The organism is Streptomyces sp. NPDC058008 (assembly GCF_042886395.1).
GTDB lineage: Bacteria > Actinomycetota > Actinomycetes > Streptomycetales > Streptomycetaceae > Streptomyces.
In genome coordinates this window covers 161721-180687 of sequence record NZ_JBHVQX010000002.1, presented here as the reverse complement: position 1 = coordinate 180687, position 18967 = coordinate 161721, and the positions used below count along the sequence as shown (strand labels likewise).

Here is an 18967-nt window from a genome sequence, read left to right as displayed (position 1 = left end):
GTGCGGGAAGACGGGCGGCCCGGGTCGGGGCGGACACCACCTTGCCCGCCGGGGGCTCCGGCGGGCAAGGGAATTGAGCGGTATCTGAGCTTCGTATACGCCTTTGACCTGCTACTTCTTCCGGTTCGCGGGGGAACCTGCCGCTTGGCGCCCGATGAATCCGATGTCCTCGTAGCGGGGTGCGGCGAAGCCGAAGGCGCCGATGTTCGCCAGCTTCTTGTCCACGGCGACCAGCTGTGGCCTCTGATACAGCGGAATCGATCCGGCTGCCGCCCAGATCCGTGCGTCGGCCTGCTTCAGCAGGTCCCTGGACGCGTTGGCGTCGAGTTCGGCGACCGCCTGGTCGAAGAGCTGGTCGATGTGGTCCGAGCCGACCCGCGTGTAGTTCTGCGCGACGAGCAGCGAGCCGTCGCTGGCGGGCTCCGGCTTGGCGAAGATCGGGCGGCCGTCGGTCGCGGGGTAGGCGGTGGCGGGCCAGGAGTACAGGGCCATGTCGTAGTCGCCGGACGCGATGTGGTCCTTGAAGTAGCTGTCGTCGTCGACCTTGGTGACCTGCGTGCTGATGCCGATCGTGTCGAGCATCGCGACGATCTTCTCCCCCACGGTGCGCAGCGACTGCGATCCCGGTCCCGAGGGCAGGACGAAGCGGAGGCTCAGCGGCTTGCCGCCCTTGCCCAGCCGTCCCTTGGCCGAGGCGGGTGCCGGCGCCGCGGTCCCGGCGGGGGCGTAGGCACCGGCGGGACCGCCGGCCGGCTTGTCCTGGGCGGTGGCCCCGGCGGCACGCTCGCCCGGCTTGTCGTCGCCGACGATGTACGTCCCCTCCTCGCGGGAGGCCTTGTCGTCCTTCTCCCCGTCCTCGGCCTTCCCGTCCTTCTCCGTCTTCTCGGCCTTCTCGGCCTTCTCGTCGGCCGGCTTCTTCCCCTCGGCCTTCCCTTCGGCCTTCTCCTCGGCCTTCTTCTCGGCCTCGCTGCCCGCCTTGGTGTCCTCCGTCTTGCGGACGGCACCGCCCAGGGTCCATCCGGCGTCGGCGAGCAGCGCCTGCGCCTCCTTGGTGTCGTGCTCGCCGAGTGCGCCGCTGCCGTCCTTGTAACCGGGCTGCCCGGCGAGCGCCAGGTGGCTGCCGGGCGGCTTCGCGGGCAGGCCGAGCGGCTTCAGGACCGCGTCGGCGAGCTCCTGCCGGTCCAGGGTCCGGGCGATGGCGCGCCGCACCCGGTCGTCGGAGAGGGGGCCGGACTCGCCGTTCAGCGCGAGCTGCGTGTAGGCGGGCTCCAGGGACCTGCGTACGGCGAAACCGTTGAGCGACTTCTGCTCGGCGGCGTAGGCCGCGACCGCCGCGCGGTTCTTGTCCCGGGCGGCCTGGGCGGTCTCGGCGGCCTCCTCGTCCGAACCGTGGGCCAGCGCCCACGAGCGCAGGGCGGCGGCCGGAGTGATGTCGGCTCCGGGGCCGTGGGCGGGCGGCCCGCCGTCGCCGCCGCCGTACCGGGCCGCGAGGGCGATGCTGTCCGCCGTGCCGGGGTCGATGTCCGCGACGTTCACCGTGCCCTCGGTCAGTGCCCCGCCGCGGTCCTTGGGGGCGACGGCACGGAAGACCAGGGACGCGAGCTTGGCCTCGTTGCCCCACCAGCGCGGGTTGCGGTCGAGCACGACCGTGCCCTTGGGCTTGTTGACGCTGCGCAGCCGGAACGGCCCCGCGGTGTTCTTGATGGTGGTGCGGGCGCCGTCGTTGAAGGCGGCGGGCGTCCCCGTCACCTCCTTCGGGTACAGCGGCGAGAACAGCGAGCGCCAGTCGGCGTACGGCTTGGAGAACGTGACCCTCACCTGGAGGTCGTCCTTGCCGCGTTCGATCTTCTCGATCCGCTCGTAGCCGGCGTTGCGCGCGGTCCAGAAGGCCGAGTCCTTGCCGCTCAGCGCCCGCCACTGGGCGACGAAGTCGGGGGCGCCGATCTCCCGGCCGTCGCTCCACACGGCCTGCTGGTTGAGCTTGTACAGGACGACCTGCTTGGGCTCCTGCTCGATGACCTTCGCCGACTCCAGGTAGTCGGGGTTGAGCGTGGGCTCGCCCTTGGCGTCCATGGGGAAGAGCGAGGGCAGCAGGGCGCCGGTGATCCGCGTGGTCGCGCTGTCGGCGTCGGCCTGGAAGGCGTTGAGCGTGGGGGGAACCGCGTCGACCGCCCAGGTGAGGGTGGAACCGTCGGCCACGTCGTCCCTGGCGGCCCGGGCGATGTCCTGCGGGACGGCCGCCGCGGTGGGGCCCTCGTTGTCCGAGCCGCAGCCCGCCAGCACCGGGATCGTGAGCACGCCTGTCGCCAGGAGCGCGACCGAGCGGCGCTTTCGGGTCGTCCCGCGTGGGACGCCGACGTGGGCCATGGCTGATACCTCCGGGGCCGGCCCGGTCCACCCCGTACCGGAAGGGACCGGATGATGCGTACTGGTGGCATTTGCAGTTGATCAGACTGATTCGCTGATCCACTGAACGCACCTGTACGCGCGGGGGGACGCAGACACGGCCGATGGGGCCCCTGAAGTCACCCGAGCGGCCCCGGGTGCGCGGCGGTCAGCCGAGGAGTTCGACGATCGCGGCGGTGGTGTCGGTCTCGCCGAGCCTCGGGAAGATCTTGTCGAGGCTGTTGCGGTGGGCGTCGGCGTCCATGTCGGTGACCGCGTCGGTGGCGATGGTGACGTGGTAGCCGTGCTCGTGTGCGGCGCGGGCGGTGGACTCGACGCCGATGCTGGTGGCGACGCCGGTGAGGACGACCTGGGTGATGCCGCGGCGGCGCAGTTCGAGGTCGAGCGCCGTGCCGTGGAAGGCGCCCCACTGCTGCTTGGTGACGACGATGTCGCCGTCGCGCGGGCCGAGCTCGGGCACGATCTCGGCCCAGTCCGCGGCGGGCCGGCCGGACGGGGCGCGGCCTTCGTTGCGGCCGGGGGCCCCGCCCGTCACACGGACCAGGAAGACCGGGAGGCCCTTGGCACGGAAGGCGTCGGCGAGGGATGCCGCGCGGGCGACGACGGCGTCGGCGGGGTGGGCCGTCGGGAGGGCGACGATGCCCTTCTGGAGGTCGACGACGACGAGTGCGGTACGGGGGTCCAGGACGGTGGCGGTCATGTGCGTACTCCTTGAGGTGCTGAGGAACAGGTACGTGCGCGTGGGGGCGCGGTCGGGAACGGTGGGGTGCGTGGGGGCGCGCTCAGGCGCGGGGCGCAGGGCGCGGCCGGGTACGTGGGAACAGGGTCGGGCGCGGGGGGCGCGGGAACACGGTCAGGCGCGGGGGCGCAGGGCCCGGTCGGTGAGGGTCAGGACGGCCAGCAGGACGGCCAGGACGACGGAGACCGCCGCCATCAGGTGCAGCCCCGCGTCGCTCGCCGCGTCGGCGTAGGCGAGGGCGATCAGGCTGGACGCGGTGATGGCCCCGATGTACTGGGCGGTGCGCTGGAGTCCGGCGGCCGACCCGATGCTCTCGGGGGGTGCGAAGGACTGCACGGCCGCCTGGTTGCTGGTGCCGATGAGGCCCTGCGGGGCGCCGAAGCAGGCTCCGGCGATGAGCAGGACGGCGAGCGGGGTGTCGCCCGAGAGGAACACCAGGATCCCCGCGCCGGCGGTCAGCAGGAGGCTCGCCACGGCCAGCGGGGCGCGCAGCCCCTTCGTGCGGGCACCGACCAGCGAGCAGACGAGCGCGGTCACCGACATCGGCAGCATGAGAAGGCCGGTGTGCCCCGAGGAGAAGCCGCGCGCCTCCTCCAGCCACTGCGTGTAGCCGTACATGACGCAGTAGATGAGCAGGTAGCTGAGCCCGTGGCGTGCGTACGTCCGCAGCAGCGCCCCGTTGCCCGCGAGCATCCGGATGTCGATGAAGGGGTGCGGGGTGCGCAGCTGCCGGCGGACCAGGACGGCCGTGAGGACGGCGAAGGGGGCCAGCAGCCACCACTGCGGGTGGGAGAGGTCGAGGAGGAAGAAGACCAGGACCGTCAGAGCGCCGGTGAACAGGCCTATGCCCGGCGCGTCCAGGGAGAGCTTCGCCGCGCTCCCGTCGGCGGCCCGCCCGCGGGGCGGGTCGGCCGGGACCCAGAGCAGTGCGGCGCCGAGGGCGAGCAGGGCGATCGGCACGTTGACGGCGAAGATGCCGCGCCAGCCGACGACGGTGACGAGCAGCCCGCCGAGTGCGGGGCCGACGGCGGCGCTGCCCAGGGCCGCGAAACTGAGCCGGGCCAGCACGGGGCGCGGGGTCGGCCGGCCGAGGCGCCGGGACTCGTCGCGCAGGACGGCCATGGCGGCCGGGTAGGCCGCCGAGGTGCCGATGCCGAGCAGCACCCGGGAGACGATCAGCGTGCCGAAGCCGGGGGCGAACGCGCCGACCAGCCCGGACGCGATGACGACGAGGAGACCGGCCAGGAAGACCCGGCGCGGGCCGAGGGTGTCGGCGAGCTTGCCGAGGACCGGCTGGGCGACGGCGCTGGCGAGGTAGAGGACCGAGATGAGCCAGGCGGTGTCGGCGGCCCCGATGCCGAAGGAGCGCCCGATGGCCACCAGCGCGGTGGAGATCATCGTGGTGTTGAGCGGGTTGAGCAGGGAGCCCATCAGCAGCGGAGCGGTGAGCCGCGCGCCGAACCCGGGGGCGGGTTCCGCCGGTGCGGCGGCCCCCGTCTCCGCCGGCGGGACGGGCGCCGTCCGCGTCTGCGGCGCACCGGGGGGCAGGTCCCTTCCGTACGGGGTCACTTGTCGACCAGCCGGCCGATGAGCTCGACGGCCTCGGCGAGCGTCCGGCGCTCGGCGCCGTCCAGTTCGGCGGCGACCGCGTCGGCCAGCCAGCTCCGCTTGGCGGCCCGCACCCCGGCGAGCACCGCGTTCCCCGCCTCCGTGACCGACACGACCGACTTGCGGCCGTCCGCCGGGTCGGGGGCGCGGGAGACGAACCCCTGCCCCTCCAGTGCGCCGAGCGTCAGCCGCATCGACTGGGGCCGCACCAGCTCGGCGCGGGCCAGCGCCGCGGTGGTGGTCGGTCCGCCGTCCTCCAGCCGGGCGAGGACCGAGCGCTGGGAGGGGGTGAGCAGGCTGTCCGCCGACGAGCTCCGCAGCCGTCTGATCAGCCGGCCGACGACGGCGGCGAGATCCGTCGCCACGCGTTCGGCGGTCGGGTCCCCGGGACCCGGGCGGGCCTCGCCGCCCTGCGGCTGCGTGCTGTCGGCGTGCGCGGAGGTGTCGGACATGTTGTCCACGGTAAAGATGGACAGGGCACCTTGCAAGGCCACCTGTCTATTATTGGGCAAAGGCCGGGAGCGGGACGGGGCACCCCCTCGGGCGGCGCGCGGAGCCGGGCCGCTGTTGCCCGCCGCCGGGCAGGCGATCTAGGGTGAATGCGCTTTCAGAAGAGGGCCGCCACCCGCAGCCGCGGGTGCTGCGTACGAGGAAGAAGCGGACGGTCGGTCGAGTGAGCGCCCCTACGGTGTACGACGTCGCCGAGCGGTCGGGCGTCTCGATCGCCACGGTTTCCCGGGTCTACCGCAACCCGGACTCGGTGCGCGCCCAGACGCGGGAGCGGGTGCTGGAGGCGGCCCGGGACCTGGGTTACGTGCCGAGCGGGAACGCCCGGGGGCTGGCCAGCCGTACCACCGGGGTGCTGGGACTCTGCTTCCCCGACTACTCCGATCCGGACGCCGAGGCCGACGCGGAGACCGACAGCGGGGCCGACGACGCGGCGATGCTGTACTCCGACCAGATCATCCGCGGCATGGAGCGGGCGGCCCGCCGCCACGGCTACGCCCTCCTGATCGCGGCGTCGCTCCAGGGCGGCCCGGAGAGCCTCGTCGCGAAGGTCGCGGGGCGGGTGGACGGCTTCGCGGTGCTGGCGCAGACCGTGCCGACCGAGGACCTGGAGGTCATATCGCGCCGGCTGCCGGTGGTGATGCTCGCCGGGCCGCGCGAGATCGACCACCTCGACCACCTCGTCGTCGCGAACGCCGCCGGGGAACGCGAGCTGACCCGCCATCTGATCGAGGACCACGGCCTGCGCCGCCTCTGCTTCGTCGGGGGCGATCCGGACTCCCCCGACGCCGAGGCGCGGTTCCGCGGCTTCCGCCAGGCGTGCCGCGACGCCGGGCTGCCGGTCCCGGACGCACCGGACCTGCGCACCGGGATGATGACCAGGGCCGAGGGGGCGCGGGCCGCCGAGACGCTGCTCGACCGGGGTACGGAGCGGCCGCAGGCCATGGTCTTCGCCAACGACCAGATGGCGGTGGGGGCGCTGCGCGCGCTGGAGCGGCGGGGGGTGCGGGTTCCCGGCGACATCGCCGTGACCGGCTTCGACGGGATCCCGCTGAGCCGGATCGTGCGCCCGTCGCTCACGACCGTACGGCAGCCGATCCGGCAACTGGGCGAGCAGGCGGTGGAGTTGCTGGTGCAACGCCTGGCCGAACCGGCCCGGGACCCGGTGTCCCTGGAGCTCCCCGTCTCCCTGGCCCGCCGGGCGAGCTGCGGCTGCGGCTGACGGAGCCGCCCAGCGGGCCCTCGTACTCCGGGACCGGGAGGAGCAGCCCCCGCTCCGCCTCACGGGCCCGCGTACTCCGGGCGCCCGGACGGCCCCGGCACTCCCCGCCCGAGGATCCGTCGCCCGAACCGGCCGCCCCGTGAGCCCCGGAGCCACGCCCCGGAGAAGCGCGCGCCGCGATGGAGGTGAAGCCCACGGCCGTGCGGTCGGCCCCCGTCGCGCTCCCCCTCAGCCGGGCCCCGGCGCCCCCCGTCGCGCACCCCGTCGGCCGAACCCCGTCGCGCACCCCGTCGCGCTCCCCCTCAGCCGGGCCCCGGCACACCCCTCGGCCGAACCCCGTCGCGCTCCCCCTCGGCCGAACCCCGTCGCGCTCCTCCCCGACCGAACCCCGTCGCGCTCCCCCTCGGCCCCGGACCGGCCTCGGGGCGGTGACGACCGCGTGGACCTGGCCGTGACGCGCCTTCCCTGACGCCGCGAAGCCCTCGGGGGCACCGGGCGCGGGCACGCGCGGCAGATCGTCCGGGGTCCGGCCGCAGGCGGGGCCGAAGGGGAAGCCGCGTACGAACGGAGCCGCGAACAGGACGGGCAGGACCTCCCCGCCTCTCCGGACCCACGGCGGGACCCCTCCACGGGAGGCCCGGGCCCGGAGGCCCGAATTCCGTCAAAGGAAGCGGAATCGGTCACATCCACTTCAAATCCGCAAACGGTGTGCTTACGGTTCAGCGAGCGGTCCTCCAGATGTCGAGCACGTTGCACGAGTGTGACCCAGCACCCTCTTGCGGATTCCCGAACCACTGCCGCAGAGTGATGTATGCGCTTACAGGCAGCGCATACATTCGGATTGCTCAAGGAGGAGCCCTCCATGTCCCGCACCGCCAGAACGGCCTCCGCCGCCCTCACCGTGGCCCTCGCCCTCGGTCTCTCCGCCTGCGGCGGCTCCGGCGGCGACGACGTCGCCGCGGACGCGAAGCAGACGCTGACCGTCTGGGCCATGGGCGCCGAGGGCGAGAAGCTCGCGGAGGTGGCCGAGGTGTACGAGAAGGCCAACCCCAACGTCACCGTCAAGGTGACCCCGGTCGGCTGGGACGTCGCCCACCAGAAGCTCGTCTCCGCCGCCGCGGCCGGCACCCTGCCGGACGTGGCGCAGATGGGTGGCAGCTACATGGGAGAGTTCGCCGAGCTCGGCGTCCTGGAGCCGGTCGACACGAAGACGTTCGACAAGAAGGACTTCTTCCCCGCCGGCTGGAACCAGGGCGAGGTGGACGGCACCGCGTACGGCGTGCCGTGGTACGTCGACACCCGGGTCCTCTACTACCGCACCGACCTCGCGAAGAAGGCCGGCGTCGACAAGGCGCCCGCGAACTGGCAGGAGATGCGGGACCTGGCGACCGCGTACCAGGCGAAGGCCGGTACGAAGTGGGGCCTGTCCATCCAGCCCAGCGGTCTGGACACGGTGCAGAACTTCTACCCGTTCCTCTACTCCGCGGGCGGCGCGATCCTCGACGACAAGGGCGAGGCCGTCATCGACAGCCCCGAGGCCGTCAGCGCGCTGAAGGAGTACGGCGCGTACTTCGACAAGGGCCTGGCCAACAAGTCCGTGCAGCCGGGGTACGACGTGGTGAAGGACTTCGGCAACGGCCGGGTCCCCATGTTCTTCGGCGGCCCGTGGCACGTGACCCTGCTGAACGAGGGACAGCCGCAGATCGAGGGCAAGTGGGCGGTGGCCCCCGTCCCGGCCGGCCCGTCCTCCGTGTCCATGGCCGGCGGCTCCTCGCTCGTGGTCTCCAAGGACAGTGAGCACAAGGCCGCCGCCACGGAGTTCATCAAGTACCTCACGGACACCGAGGGCCAGGCCGACTGGTACGAGCGCACGAAGGACCTCCCCGCGAACACCGCGGCCTGGGACTCCGGCAAGCTCGCCCAGGACACGAACCTCCAGGTCTTCCGGAAGCAGATGGACACCGCCAAGGCCTCGCCGTCCACGGCGAAGCTGACGGAGATCACCGACAAGGTCGACCAGGCCGTCGCGAAGGTGACGCAGGGCAAGGCTTCCGCCGAGGACGCGCTGAGGACCGCGCAGTCCGAGATCGAAGGCCTCGTGAAGTAGGAGCCATGGGCACCACGACCGCAGGGGCCGCGCAGCCGGCCAAGGTGAAGGACGGCCCCGGGGCTCCGGCGCCCCGGGCCGGCCGGGACGGGACGGGGCGCCGGAAGCGCCCGATGGGTGTGCAGAACGCCGCGGGCTGGCTGTTCTCCACCCCCTTCCTCGTCCTGTTCACCGTCTTCATGGCGTTCCCCATCCTCGCCACGCTGCTGATGAGCTTCACGGACTTCGGGCTGCGCAACGTCACCCGCCCGTGGGAAGCGAACTTCATCGGCTTCGAGAACTACGTCGAGCTGTTCGGCGACGAGAAGTTCCTCAAGTCGCTCTTCAACACGGCGTACTTCGTCGTGGTGGGCGTCCCGCTGACGATCGCCCTCGGGCTGGTCGTCGCCGTGCTGCTGAACAACGGCATCGACCGGGCGCGGACCTTCTTCCGGGTCGGCTTCTACGCCCCGGTGGTCACCACGATCGTGGCGGTCGCCGTGGTGTGGCGGTTCGTCCTGGACCCCAGTGACGGGCTGGTCGCGGGCCTCTTCTCCGAAGTGGGCCTCACCGCACCGGACTTCCTCGGTTCCGAGGCGCTGGCGATGCCGTCGATGATCGCGATGGCGGTCTGGCGCAACGTGGGTACGGTCATGGTGCTCTTCATCGCCGGTCTGCAGGCCATCCCGACCGAGGTCCGGGAGGCCGCGCGGCTCGACGGCGCGGGGGTCTGGCAGGAGTTCCGCGCGATCACGGTCCCCCTGCTGCGGCCCACGCTCCTCTACGCCACGGTGATCACGACCATCGGCTACCTCAACGTCTTCGAGGAGCCCTTCGTGATGACGCAGGGCGGCCCCTCCGACTCCACGCTCACCGTCTCGCTGAACATGTACCGCGAGGGCTTCAACTTCTTCCACATGGGCTACGCGAGCGCCATGGCGTACGTGCTCTTCGTGGTGATCATGGGCATCACGGTGCTGCAGCTCCGACTGCTGAAGGACAACACCAAATGACCGTCCCCCAAGCACCCGGTGCCGTGCGGACGGCCCCCACGGGCAAGCCCCGCAGCCCCCGGCGTCCCCTGGTCTACGTCCTGCTCTCGCTGGGCCTGCTGATCATGTCGGCGCCGTTCCTCTGGATGGCCCTCTCGTCGTTCAAGACGGCGAGCGACCTGTCGGCCAGTCCCCCGGTGTGGGTCCCCACCGAGTGGACGCTGGCGAACTTCCGGGAACTGCTCGACAAGCTGGACCTCCCGCTCTACTTCATGAACTCCGTGATCGTGGCGGTGCTGGTCACCGTCTCGAACCTGGTCTTCTGCTCGATGCTCGGCTACGCGCTGGCCAAGCTGAGGTTCGCCGGCCGCGACAAGATCTTCGGCCTGGTCCTGGGCGCGCTGATGGTGCCCGGGAACCTGATGCTGCTGCCGCTGTTCGTGCTGATGAGCAAGCTGAAGCTGATCGACTCGTACGCCGGTCTGGTGCTGCCGTTCGCGGCGGGGGCGTTCGGCGTCTTCCTGATGCGGCAGTTCATGCAGTCGATCCCCGACGAGCTGCTGGAAGCGGCCCGGATGGACGGCGCCGGAGAGTGGTACATCTTCTGGCGGATCGTCATGCCGCTGGTGAAGCCCGCCCTCGCGACGCTGTCGATCTTCACCTTCCTCGGCTCCTGGAACAACTTCGTCTGGCCGCTGATCGCGACCAACGACCCGGACAAGTACACGCTCCCGGTCGCTCTTGCCACCTTCGTCACCGATCCCAACAAGGCGGGCGGCTCCAACGGCATGCTCATGGCCGGCGCCTTCCTGGTCGTACTGCCGGTGCTGGTCCTGTTCATCGCACTCCAGCGGCACTTCACCCAGGGCATCGCCACGGCGGGCATGAAGTAGCCCGCCCGGCCGCCCACCGCACGTCCACGGGGCCGCACCCGACCGCGCGGCCACACCCCTTCACGCACAGGAAAGACATTCCGCGATGACCCACACCCCTGTCCCGTTCCCCGAAGGCTTCCTGTGGGGCGCCTCGACCGCCGCCCACCAGATCGAGGGCAACAACACCAACAGCGACTGGTGGGTGAAGGAGCACTCCACCGGCACCCACATCCAGGAGCCCAGCCTGGACGCCTGCGACAGCTACCACCGCTGGCGCGAGGACATGGACCTGCTGGCGTCCCTCGGCTTCACCGACTACCGCTTCTCCCTGGAGTGGGCGCGCATCGAGCCCGCCGAGGGGATGTTCTCCCGGGCCGAACTGGCCCACTACCGGCGGATGGTCGAGGGCGCGATCGCCCGCGGCCTGCGTCCGATGGTGACCCTGCACCACTTCACCGTGCCGCAGTGGTTCGAGGCGCGCGGCGGCTGGACGGCCGACGGCGCCACCGAGCTCTTCGCCCGGTACGTCGCGGCCTGCGCGCCCGTGATCTCCGAGGGCGTCAGCCACGTCTGCACGATCAACGAGCCGAACATGATCGCCGTGATGGCGGGCCAGGCGAAGCGCGGCGACATCGGTTTCCCGCCCGCCGGGCTGCCCACCCCGGACGACGAGACCACCGAGGCGGTCATCGCCGCCCATCACGCCGCCGTGAAGGAGGTCCGGGCCCTCGACGCCGGGATCCAGGTCGGCTGGACCGTCGCCAACCAGGTCTACCAGGCACGTCCGGGCGCCGAGAGCGTCACCGCCGCCTACCGCCACCCGCGTGAGGACGTCTTCATCGAGGCGGCCCGCGGCGACGACTGGATCGGTGTGCAGTCCTACACCCGTACGGAGATCGGCGCCGACGGCCCGATCCCGACCGCGGATGACGTCGAGCGGACCCTGACGCAGTGGGAGTACTACCCGGCAGCGGTCGGGCACGCACTGCGCCACACCGCCGAGGTCGTCGGGACCGGCATGCCGCTGATCGTCACGGAGAACGGCATCGCCACCTCCGACGACACCCGGCGCGTCGACTACTACGCGGGTGCGCTGAACGAGGTGGCCTCCGCGATCGAGGACGGGCTGAACGTCCAGGGCTACCTGGCCTGGAGCGCCCTGGACAACTACGAGTGGGGCTCCTTCACGCCGACGTTCGGCCTGATCGGCGTGGACTGGGAGACGTTCGAGCGGACCGCGCGTCCCTCGGCCGAGTGGCTGGGCTCCCTCGGCCGCTCCCGCGAGATGCCCCGCACCGCCGGCTGAGACCGGCCCCCGAACGGGACCGCCTGACGGTCCCTCCGGTGCGGGAGCCGTCGTCACCTGACCGGCGACGGCTCCCGCACCACCCGGCCCGGACGCGTCCGGGCCCGCCCGACGTGGCAGTCGATGACACTCCTTCTGAGAGGTTTCCGATGGACCGTCGCACGTTTCTCGGCGCTGCCGGGACCGGGGCCGCCGCCCTGTCCCTCGGAGCCCTCGCGGCTCCCCACGCCACCGCCGCACCGGCCGCCGGCTCCGGGCAGCTGTCGGCCTGGTTCCGTGACACCTACCGCTCCATCGAGGCGATGACGACCGGTTTCGGTCTCACCGCCGACAAGATCGACGTCAGCGGTGCCGCGCCCGTCGTCTCCCGCCAGACCTCGCCCACCAACATCGGCTGCGGCCTCTGGTCGGCGGTGGCCGCAGCGGGGCTCGGGGTCATCGGCGAGGCGGCGATGCTCCGCACGCTGGAACGGACCGTCGGGGCCGTGGAGAAGCTGGAGCGCCACCACGGCTTCTGGCTGAACTGGTACGACGCCCACGACGGGTCCGTCCTGACCGAGTGGCCCGGCACCGGGGACCCCGTCCGCCCGTTCCTCTCCTCCGTGGACAACGCCTGGCTGGTCACCGGACTGCGGATCGCCGCCGACGCCGCGCCCTCACTCCGCCCCCGCATCGAGCGGATCCTCTCCACCGCCGACTGGTCGTACTACTACACGCCGTACGACCCGTCCGACCCGGTGGCCGGTCCCGGACAGCTGCGCGGCGGCTTCTGGACCGACACGGGCGAGCCCACCGCCCACCACTACGGGGCCCTCAACACCGAGCCCCGCATGGCCAGCTACCTCGGCATCGCGGACGGTTCCCTGCCCACCGGGCACTACTGGCACATGCTGCGCACGATGCTCCCCGAGCACGAGCAGGAGCAGCACCCGCAGGGCGCGTACGCCGTGATGGACGGCGTACGGGTCTGGCAGGGGCACTACACCCACGGCGGGCGGAAGTTCGTCCCCACCTGGGGCGGTTCGATGTTCGAGGCGCTGATGGTGCCGTTGTTCGTCCCCGAGCCGGAGTGGTCGCCGCGGTCCTGGGGCCGCAGCCACCGGCGCTACGTCCGCAGCCAGATCGAGCACGGGCTGCGGGAGGCGCGGTACGGCTACTGGGGCTTCTCGCCCGCCGACATCCCCCAGGGCGGCTACCAGGAGTACGGCGTCGACGCCCTGGGCATGCAGGTCGACGGTTACGCCTCCAACACGGACCGGACGTACACCACGGACGGCGAGCCGTTGCCCGATCCCTCGGCCTTCACCCACGGCGTGGTCACCCCGCACGCGTCGTTCCTCGCGCTGCCGTACGCCCGCCGGGAGGCGCTGGCCAACCTCCGGGCGCTGGAGCGCGATTTCGGCGCCTACCACGAGGGGTACGGCTTCCGGGACTCGGTCGACGTCGGCACCGGCCGCGTCAGCGACTTCATGCTGGCGCTCGACCAGGGCATGATCATCGCCGCGCTGGCGCAGGAGCTGCGGCCCGGGCTGTTGCAGCGGCCGTTCCGCACGGGCGGCTTCCGGTCGCGGGTACGCCCGCTGCTCGCCGCGGAGCGCTTCAGCATCTGATCCGGGCGGCCGCGTTCCGTACCGGGGCGGGGCCGGGCGCCGCGTTCCGTACCGTACGGGGGCCCGGCGCCGCGTTCCGTTCCGTACGGAGGCCCGGCGCCGTGTCGGCCGGTCTTCCGCCCGGTGCCTCGCGTGCCGGCCTGCCGGGCGTCGTGTTCCGTACCGGCCGGCGGACGGTACGGGAGGCGCCGGGTCGCGGGCGGCAGTGGGCGGACATAGCCTCCGACATGTGACCCCGTCTGCGCGCCGCACCGGGACGCCCCGGCCTTCGATACCCGGCAGGATCCTGTTCGCCGCCCTGACGGCGCTGCTCTGGATCGGGCTGCCGGGCACCCCGGGCGCCCGGGCGGAGGCGCCCGTTCCCCTCTCCCCCGACGGGCGGAGCACCGAGCGGGTGGGCGTGCCCGGCGCCCACGAGCCACGGACGGAGACCGCGCCGGGCCGGTCGTCCGCCACGCGGCGGCTCCCCGTGGCGTACGTCCCCGGCTTCTCCGCCCGCGACCGTCCGGGGCGGCGCGACGCGCTGCCGGCCCCCGTCCCGCACGACCGGCGGTACGCCCGCACCGCGGGCCAGGGCTCTCCGCTGCCCACGGCCCGGCTCCGGGGCGAGGCGAGCCGGACGGCGGAGCCCGCGGGTGACCCCGCCGCCGCGCCGGGAGCCCCGGACCGGGGAAGCGGCAACCCCACCGGGGTCTCGGGGAACGTACTGGTGCCGCTGGTCGTGCTCGTCGTCGCCGGAGTGCTCGCCGCCCTCACCTTCGGCCGCCGCAGACGGCGTACGAGGACCCGGACGACGCCGGGCCGCTGGGGCATGGGGACGGGAGTGGGCCGTTGGGGCGACGGGACCGACGAGGCGGTTGAGCCGCCGGTACCGCTGCCGCTGCCTGATCTCGACGCGCGGGCCGAGGCGGACCTGGTCGACACGGACGACGCCGTACGCACCAGCGAGGAGGAACTGGGCTTCGTCACCGCCCGGTTCGGGGAGGAGGCCGCGGCCCCGTTCGCCGGGGCCCTGCGGCATGCCGAGGGTGAGCTGGCCGCCGCCTTCCGGCTGCGCCAGCAGCTGGACGACGCCCTCCCGGAGGACGACGCGGCCCGGCGCCGCATGCTCGACGGGATCGTGACCCGCTGCGCGGACGCCAACGGGCGCCTGGACGCCGTGTCCGAGGACTTCGACCGGCTGCGCGCCCTGGAGCGGACCGCCCCGCAGGCCGTCGCGGCGGCCGCGGCCGTGTTCCGGGAACTGACCGCCCGCGCCGCCGCCTCCGAGGCGGCGCTCGGCGCGATGCGCGACCGGTACGCCCCGTCGGCGTCCGCCCCCGCCGCCGGGGACCTCGGCCAGGCCAGGGACCGGCTGGCCTTCACCGCCGGCGCCCTCGACGAGGCCCGCCGTGCCGTGGACCGGGACGACGACGCGCGGGCCGCGGTGTACGTCCGTGCCGCCGAAGGGGCGGTCGGTCAGGCGGCCACCCTGCTGGACGCGGTCGACCGGCGGTCCGGGGAGCTGGCCGGGGCCGAGGCCGCGCTGCCGGACGCGCTCACCGGGACGGAGACGGAACTCGCGGACACGGGAAGGCTGCTCGACGGCACTCCGGAGGACGTGCCCACGGCGGATCTCCGGGCGGGTGCCGCCCGGGCCCGGGCGGTGGTCGACGAGGTCGGACGCGAGCTCGCGGCCGGACCGTACGACCCCGTCGAAGCGCTGCGCAGGGTGGTGGAGGCACACGAGGCGCTGGCCGGGGCCCGTGAGCGCGGGCGGGACGGCCTGCGGGCGCGCTCCCTGCTCGACGGGGCGGCGCTCACCGCGCGGGCGGCGGTCGACGGCGCCGAGGACTACGTCACCACCCACCGCGGCGCGATCGGCAGCCAGGCACGCACCCGGCTCGCGGAGGCCCGGCGGCGGTGGGAGAGGGCCGGTGAGCTGTCGGCGGCCGACGACCCCCGGGGCGCCCTGGCCGAGGTACGGCAGGCGGAAGCCCTGGCCGCTCAGGCGCGGGACCTGGCCGAGCGGGACGTACGCGTCTACCGCGACCGGGACGGCTACGGCGGTCCGCGCGGCAAGGGAGGGCCGGAGGGCGCCGTACTGGGGGGCATCCTGCTCAGCGGAGGGCTGGGCGGTGGGGCCGGCGGTCCCGGCAGCTTCGGCGGCGGCGGGACGCGTGGGCGGCGGGGCGGCGACGGCCGCTTCTGACGCCCGCCGGGGGGGGGCCATCACCCGCGCCGTGTCCTCGAAGCGGCCGGGTCCGGACATCGGGTCCATCACGTCGACGGGCCTCGCGGCGAGCGCCGTCGGCGCCCGCGCTTCGCGGGGCGTCGGCCTTCTCCCGTGCCGCCCGAGTCCGCCCCGTGAGCACGGGGCGCCCGCCCCGCACGTCAGTACATGCTGAGCAGCTGCTCCACGGAGAGTTCGGCCGCGGGCTCCCCGTCGGGCAGCCCCAGCTCGAACCACACGGTCTTGCCGCGCGGGGTGCGCCGCGAACCCCAGGCCGCGCTGAGCAGCCCGACCAGCTGGAGTCCCCGTCCGCCCTCGTCGGTGTCGCGTGCCCGCCGGCGCCGTGGCTGGACGAGCCCCGCGTCCCACACCTCGCAGACGAGCGTACGGTCGCGGAGCAGCCTGAGCCTGATCTCGCCCTCGCCGTAGCGCAGGGCGTTGGTGACGAGTTCGCTGACGAGCAGTTCGGTGGTGTCCACCAGCTCGTCCAGGTCCCAGGCGGTGAGCTGCGCGCGGGCCAGCTCACGGGCGCGACCGACCGAACGGAGCTCGCGCGGCAGCCGCCAGTCGCCCACCGCGTCCGGGGCGAGGCCCTGGATACGGGCCATCAGCAGGGCGATGTCGTCCTCGCCGTGGCGCGTGTCGAGGGTCCTCAGCACGTGGTCGCAGACGTCTTCGAGCTGCTGCGACGGTTCGGTGAGCGCCTGCCGGAAGGCGTCGAGGCCCTCGTCGAGGGGGTGGTCGCGGGACTCGACGAGCCCGTCGGTGTAGAGGGCGAGCAGGGAGCCCTCCCTGAGCTCCACCTCGACCTCCTCGAAGGGTTCGCCGCCGACGCCGAGCGGCATGCCCGGCGGTACGTCGAGCAGCAGGGCGGGCTCGCCCGGCTCGGCCACCACGGGCGGCAGGTGCCCGGCGTTGGCGAAGGTGCACCGCCGGGTGACCGGGTCGTACACCGCGTACACGCAGGTCGCCAGGTACACCTCGGAGAGGTCGGCCTCGCGTGACTTGTGGGCGGCCCGGGAGGGCCACTGGGAGCCGCCCCCCGCGCCGAAGCCGTCGCTCCGCTCGCCGCCGCCCGGGGTACCGAGGCCGCGGGCGACCTCGTCGAGGGCGGAGAGCACCTCGGCGGGTTCCAGGTCCAGGAGTGCCAGTGTGCGCACGGCGGTGCGCAGTTCGCCCATGGCGACGGCCGCCCGCAGTCCGCGGCCCATCACGTCGCCGACGACCAGGGCCGTGCGGTGCCCGGGGAGTTCGATCACGTCGAACCAGTCGCCGCCCACCTCCGTGGCCGTGTTGCCGGGAAGGTAGCGGCAGGCGATGTCCAGGCCCGCGGCCTCGGGGTCGCCGGGCGGGAGCAGGCTCCGCTGGAGGATGAGCGCCCGCTCGTGCTCCCGGCGGTAGAGGCGGGCGTTGTCGATGCAGACGGCGGCACGGGCCGCGAGCTCGGTGGCCAGCGCCCGGTCCCGTTCGCCGAAGGGTTCGCTGCCCTTGGTGCGGGAGAACTGGACGAGCCCGACGACGATGTCGTGGGCGACCATCGGCACGGCGAGGGTCGAGTGGACGAAGCCGCGTTCGTCGCCGGGCACGTCCTCGGCCCGGCCGCTGCGCAGGGCGACGGCGCAGGGTGAGTGGAACGGATAGCGGTGGACCGCGCCGAGGGCGGGCGGGCCCGTGTCCCCGGCGCTCCCCGCGCCGCCGGAACGGGCGGCGGGCAGGACGCCCGGGAGCGCGTCGGACACGGCGCTGGCGTGGGCCACCCGGCGCAGCTCGGCCGAGCCGCTGCCGGACTCCTGGTGGTACCGGCCCCAGCTGCCGGGCGAGGCCTCCTCGCCGGTGAGCAGTCCCTGGAACAGGTCGACCGAGGCGAGGTCGCAGAAGCCGGGCACGGCGACGTCGAGCAGTTCGCGGGCAGTGGTCTCCAGGTCGAGCGAGTTGCCGATGCGCGCGCTCGCCTCGTTGAGCAGGGCGAGATTGCGCCGGGCGCTGGCCGCCTCCCGGGCGGCGATGTGCCGCTGGGTGACGTCGGTGGCGAGTCCGGCGATGCCGACGGGGCGACCGGAGCCGCTGTGCACCCGGTAGAGGTTCATGGACCAGTGGCGGCGGCCCTGCGAGCCGGGCGGGGTGCCGACGAGCTGGAGGTCGGTGACCGCGTCACCGGTCTCCAGGACGCGCTTGAGCGTGCCGGCGAGGCGTTCGGCCTCCGGCCGGGCCAGGTAGTCGTCGACCGTGCGTCCGCGGTGGTCGTCGGCCTCGCCCCCGAAGACGGTGGCGAAGCGCTTGTTGGCCCGCACGACCGTGAAATCGGTGCCGAAGAGCACGAAACCGAAGGGAGATTGACCGAAAATCGCCTGCGAGGCGGCGAGGTCCGTCTCGATGCGGCGGAGTGCCCGCACATCGACGACGATGCAGAGCGCCGCCCGCTCACCGGTCTCCGTCTCGCTGGGCATGACGTAGATCTCGGCGAGTCCGCGCACCGCGTCCTCGCCCGGGATCCGGAACGGGACGAGGCCCGTCCACTCCTTGCCGTCGAGGATCTCGCCGACCCGCCGACGGGCGTCCGGGCGCAGCTCGGCGGGCATGAAGGCCTCCACCGGGTCCCTGCCCACCACCTCGTCGGAGGTCATGCCGAAAAGACCCGCGGCCCGCCTGCTCCACTGCTCGACCAGGCCGTCCGGCCCGATCGAGAACGAGGCGACCCTGATGTAGTCATAGATCGAGCCGGGCGGGCTGCTCTGCCACATGACGTCGCCCGCCGTCCCAGGTATCTCGCTCACGCGACCGTCCCCTCCAGCTCACACACCGGACCGGTCCTGCCCGCAGTATTCAGCACTACGGGCCTCACCGGCACGACGTTCACGATCACAGCACGGTCTCAGTCCCTTTCAGCCAGGTCCTGCCCGACCTCCGGTGATCGCTGTGCGTCCCACCCCACTCCTAACCAGGCAGAGCGAGCTCGAACCACACGGTCTTGCCGGTCTTTCCGCGCCGGGTCCCCCAGCGGCGAGCGGAACAAGCCACGAGCTGCAGTCCGCGACCGCCCTCGTCCTCGGGTCCGGCACTGCGTTCGGTGGGCGGATCCGGAACCGGATCGGAGACTTCCACCAGCAGCCCCCAGCCGTCGGACCCGCCCCCGGGCCCCTGCCCGTCGGGGCGCGGGCGCACGAGCCGGACGCCGATGGGGCCGGAGGCGTAGCGCAGGGAGTTGGTCACCAGTTCGCTGACGAGCAGCTCGGCGATGTCGCCCAGGCCCCCGTCGAACCCCCAGGAGTGCAGTGCGTCACGGACCGCGTGCCGGGCACTGCGCACGGAGCCCGGCACCGCCGGGAACGTCCACTCGGCACGATCGCCGTCGGTTCCGGTCACTCCGATCACTTCCCAGGGCCGACAGCGGGGGCGCGCCCTGT

The 18967-nt window shown here is 73.2% G+C and carries 13 protein-coding genes; 7 read left to right on the top strand and 6 right to left on the bottom strand.

The window, feature by feature from the left end:
- Positions 1-111: 111 nt before the first annotated feature.
- The 4 genes from ACFVS9_RS02540 to ACFVS9_RS02525 form a co-directional block, all read right to left on the bottom strand.
- On the bottom strand, positions 112-2367 hold the full coding sequence (locus tag ACFVS9_RS02540; RefSeq protein ID WP_389929593.1) for an ABC transporter family substrate-binding protein: 2256 nt from the start codon (positions 2365-2367) through the stop codon (positions 112-114).
- Between the two features lie 187 nt (positions 2368-2554).
- On the bottom strand, positions 2555-3106 hold the full coding sequence (locus tag ACFVS9_RS02535) for an isochorismatase family protein (RefSeq protein ID WP_383116223.1): 552 nt from the start codon (positions 3104-3106) through the stop codon (positions 2555-2557).
- 153 nt (positions 3107-3259) lie between these two features.
- Positions 3260-4576, bottom strand: coding sequence for an MFS transporter (locus ACFVS9_RS02530; RefSeq protein WP_389929796.1), 1317 nt, complete (start codon positions 4574-4576; stop codon positions 3260-3262).
- Positions 4577-4710: 134 nt separating this feature from the next.
- Complete coding sequence (locus ACFVS9_RS02525; RefSeq protein WP_383116224.1) at positions 4711-5205, bottom strand: MarR family winged helix-turn-helix transcriptional regulator; 495 nt, start codon at positions 5203-5205, stop codon at positions 4711-4713.
- Positions 5206-5426: 221 nt separating this feature from the next.
- Between ACFVS9_RS02525 and ACFVS9_RS02520 the strand changes: the two genes are divergently transcribed.
- The 7 genes from ACFVS9_RS02520 (at position 5427) to ACFVS9_RS02490 (ending at position 15542) form a co-directional block, all read left to right on the top strand.
- Entirely contained in the window at positions 5427-6482 is a 1056-nt protein-coding gene (locus ACFVS9_RS02520) for a LacI family DNA-binding transcriptional regulator (RefSeq protein ID WP_389929590.1), read from the top strand.
- Positions 6483-7344: 862 nt separating this feature from the next.
- Positions 7345-8589 carry a sugar ABC transporter substrate-binding protein gene (locus ACFVS9_RS02515; protein WP_383116226.1) on the top strand — a complete coding sequence of 415 codons (1245 nt, stop codon included), beginning with the start codon at positions 7345-7347 and terminating at the stop codon, positions 8587-8589.
- A 5-nt stretch (positions 8590-8594) separates the two neighbouring features.
- On the top strand, positions 8595-9581 hold the full coding sequence (locus ACFVS9_RS02510) for a carbohydrate ABC transporter permease (protein WP_383116227.1): 987 nt from the start codon (positions 8595-8597) through the stop codon (positions 9579-9581).
- Positions 9578-10453 (top strand): carbohydrate ABC transporter permease, encoded by an 876-nt coding sequence (locus ACFVS9_RS02505; protein ID WP_383116228.1) that lies wholly within the window; start codon positions 9578-9580, stop codon positions 10451-10453. Before ACFVS9_RS02510 ends, ACFVS9_RS02505 begins: the two co-directional genes overlap by 4 nt.
- An 85-nt stretch (positions 10454-10538) precedes the next feature.
- Positions 10539-11741, top strand: a complete 1203-nt coding sequence (locus ACFVS9_RS02500; protein ID WP_389929587.1) for a glycoside hydrolase family 1 protein — start codon at positions 10539-10541, stop codon at positions 11739-11741.
- 149 nt (positions 11742-11890) lie between these two features.
- Positions 11891-13351 (top strand): glucoamylase family protein, encoded by a 1461-nt coding sequence (locus ACFVS9_RS02495; RefSeq protein ID WP_383116230.1) that lies wholly within the window; start codon positions 11891-11893, stop codon positions 13349-13351.
- A gap of 229 nt (positions 13352-13580) precedes the next feature.
- The gene (locus tag ACFVS9_RS02490; RefSeq protein WP_389929584.1) at positions 13581-15542 is read left to right on the top strand and encodes a TPM domain-containing protein; all 1962 of its coding nucleotides are present in this window, start codon (positions 13581-13583) and stop codon (positions 15540-15542) included.
- Positions 15543-15724: 182 nt separating this feature from the next.
- Here the strand turns inward: ACFVS9_RS02490 and ACFVS9_RS02485 are convergent, their stop codons facing one another.
- Both ACFVS9_RS02485 and ACFVS9_RS02480 read right to left on the bottom strand, forming a co-directional pair.
- Positions 15725-18304 carry a SpoIIE family protein phosphatase gene (locus ACFVS9_RS02485; RefSeq protein WP_389929794.1) on the bottom strand — a complete coding sequence of 860 codons (2580 nt, stop codon included), beginning with the start codon at positions 18302-18304 and terminating at the stop codon, positions 15725-15727.
- A gap of 193 nt (positions 18305-18497) precedes the next feature.
- Positions 18498-18935, bottom strand: a complete 438-nt coding sequence (locus ACFVS9_RS02480) for an ATP-binding protein (RefSeq protein ID WP_383116232.1) — start codon at positions 18933-18935, stop codon at positions 18498-18500.
- Positions 18936-18967: the final 32 nt, after the last annotated feature.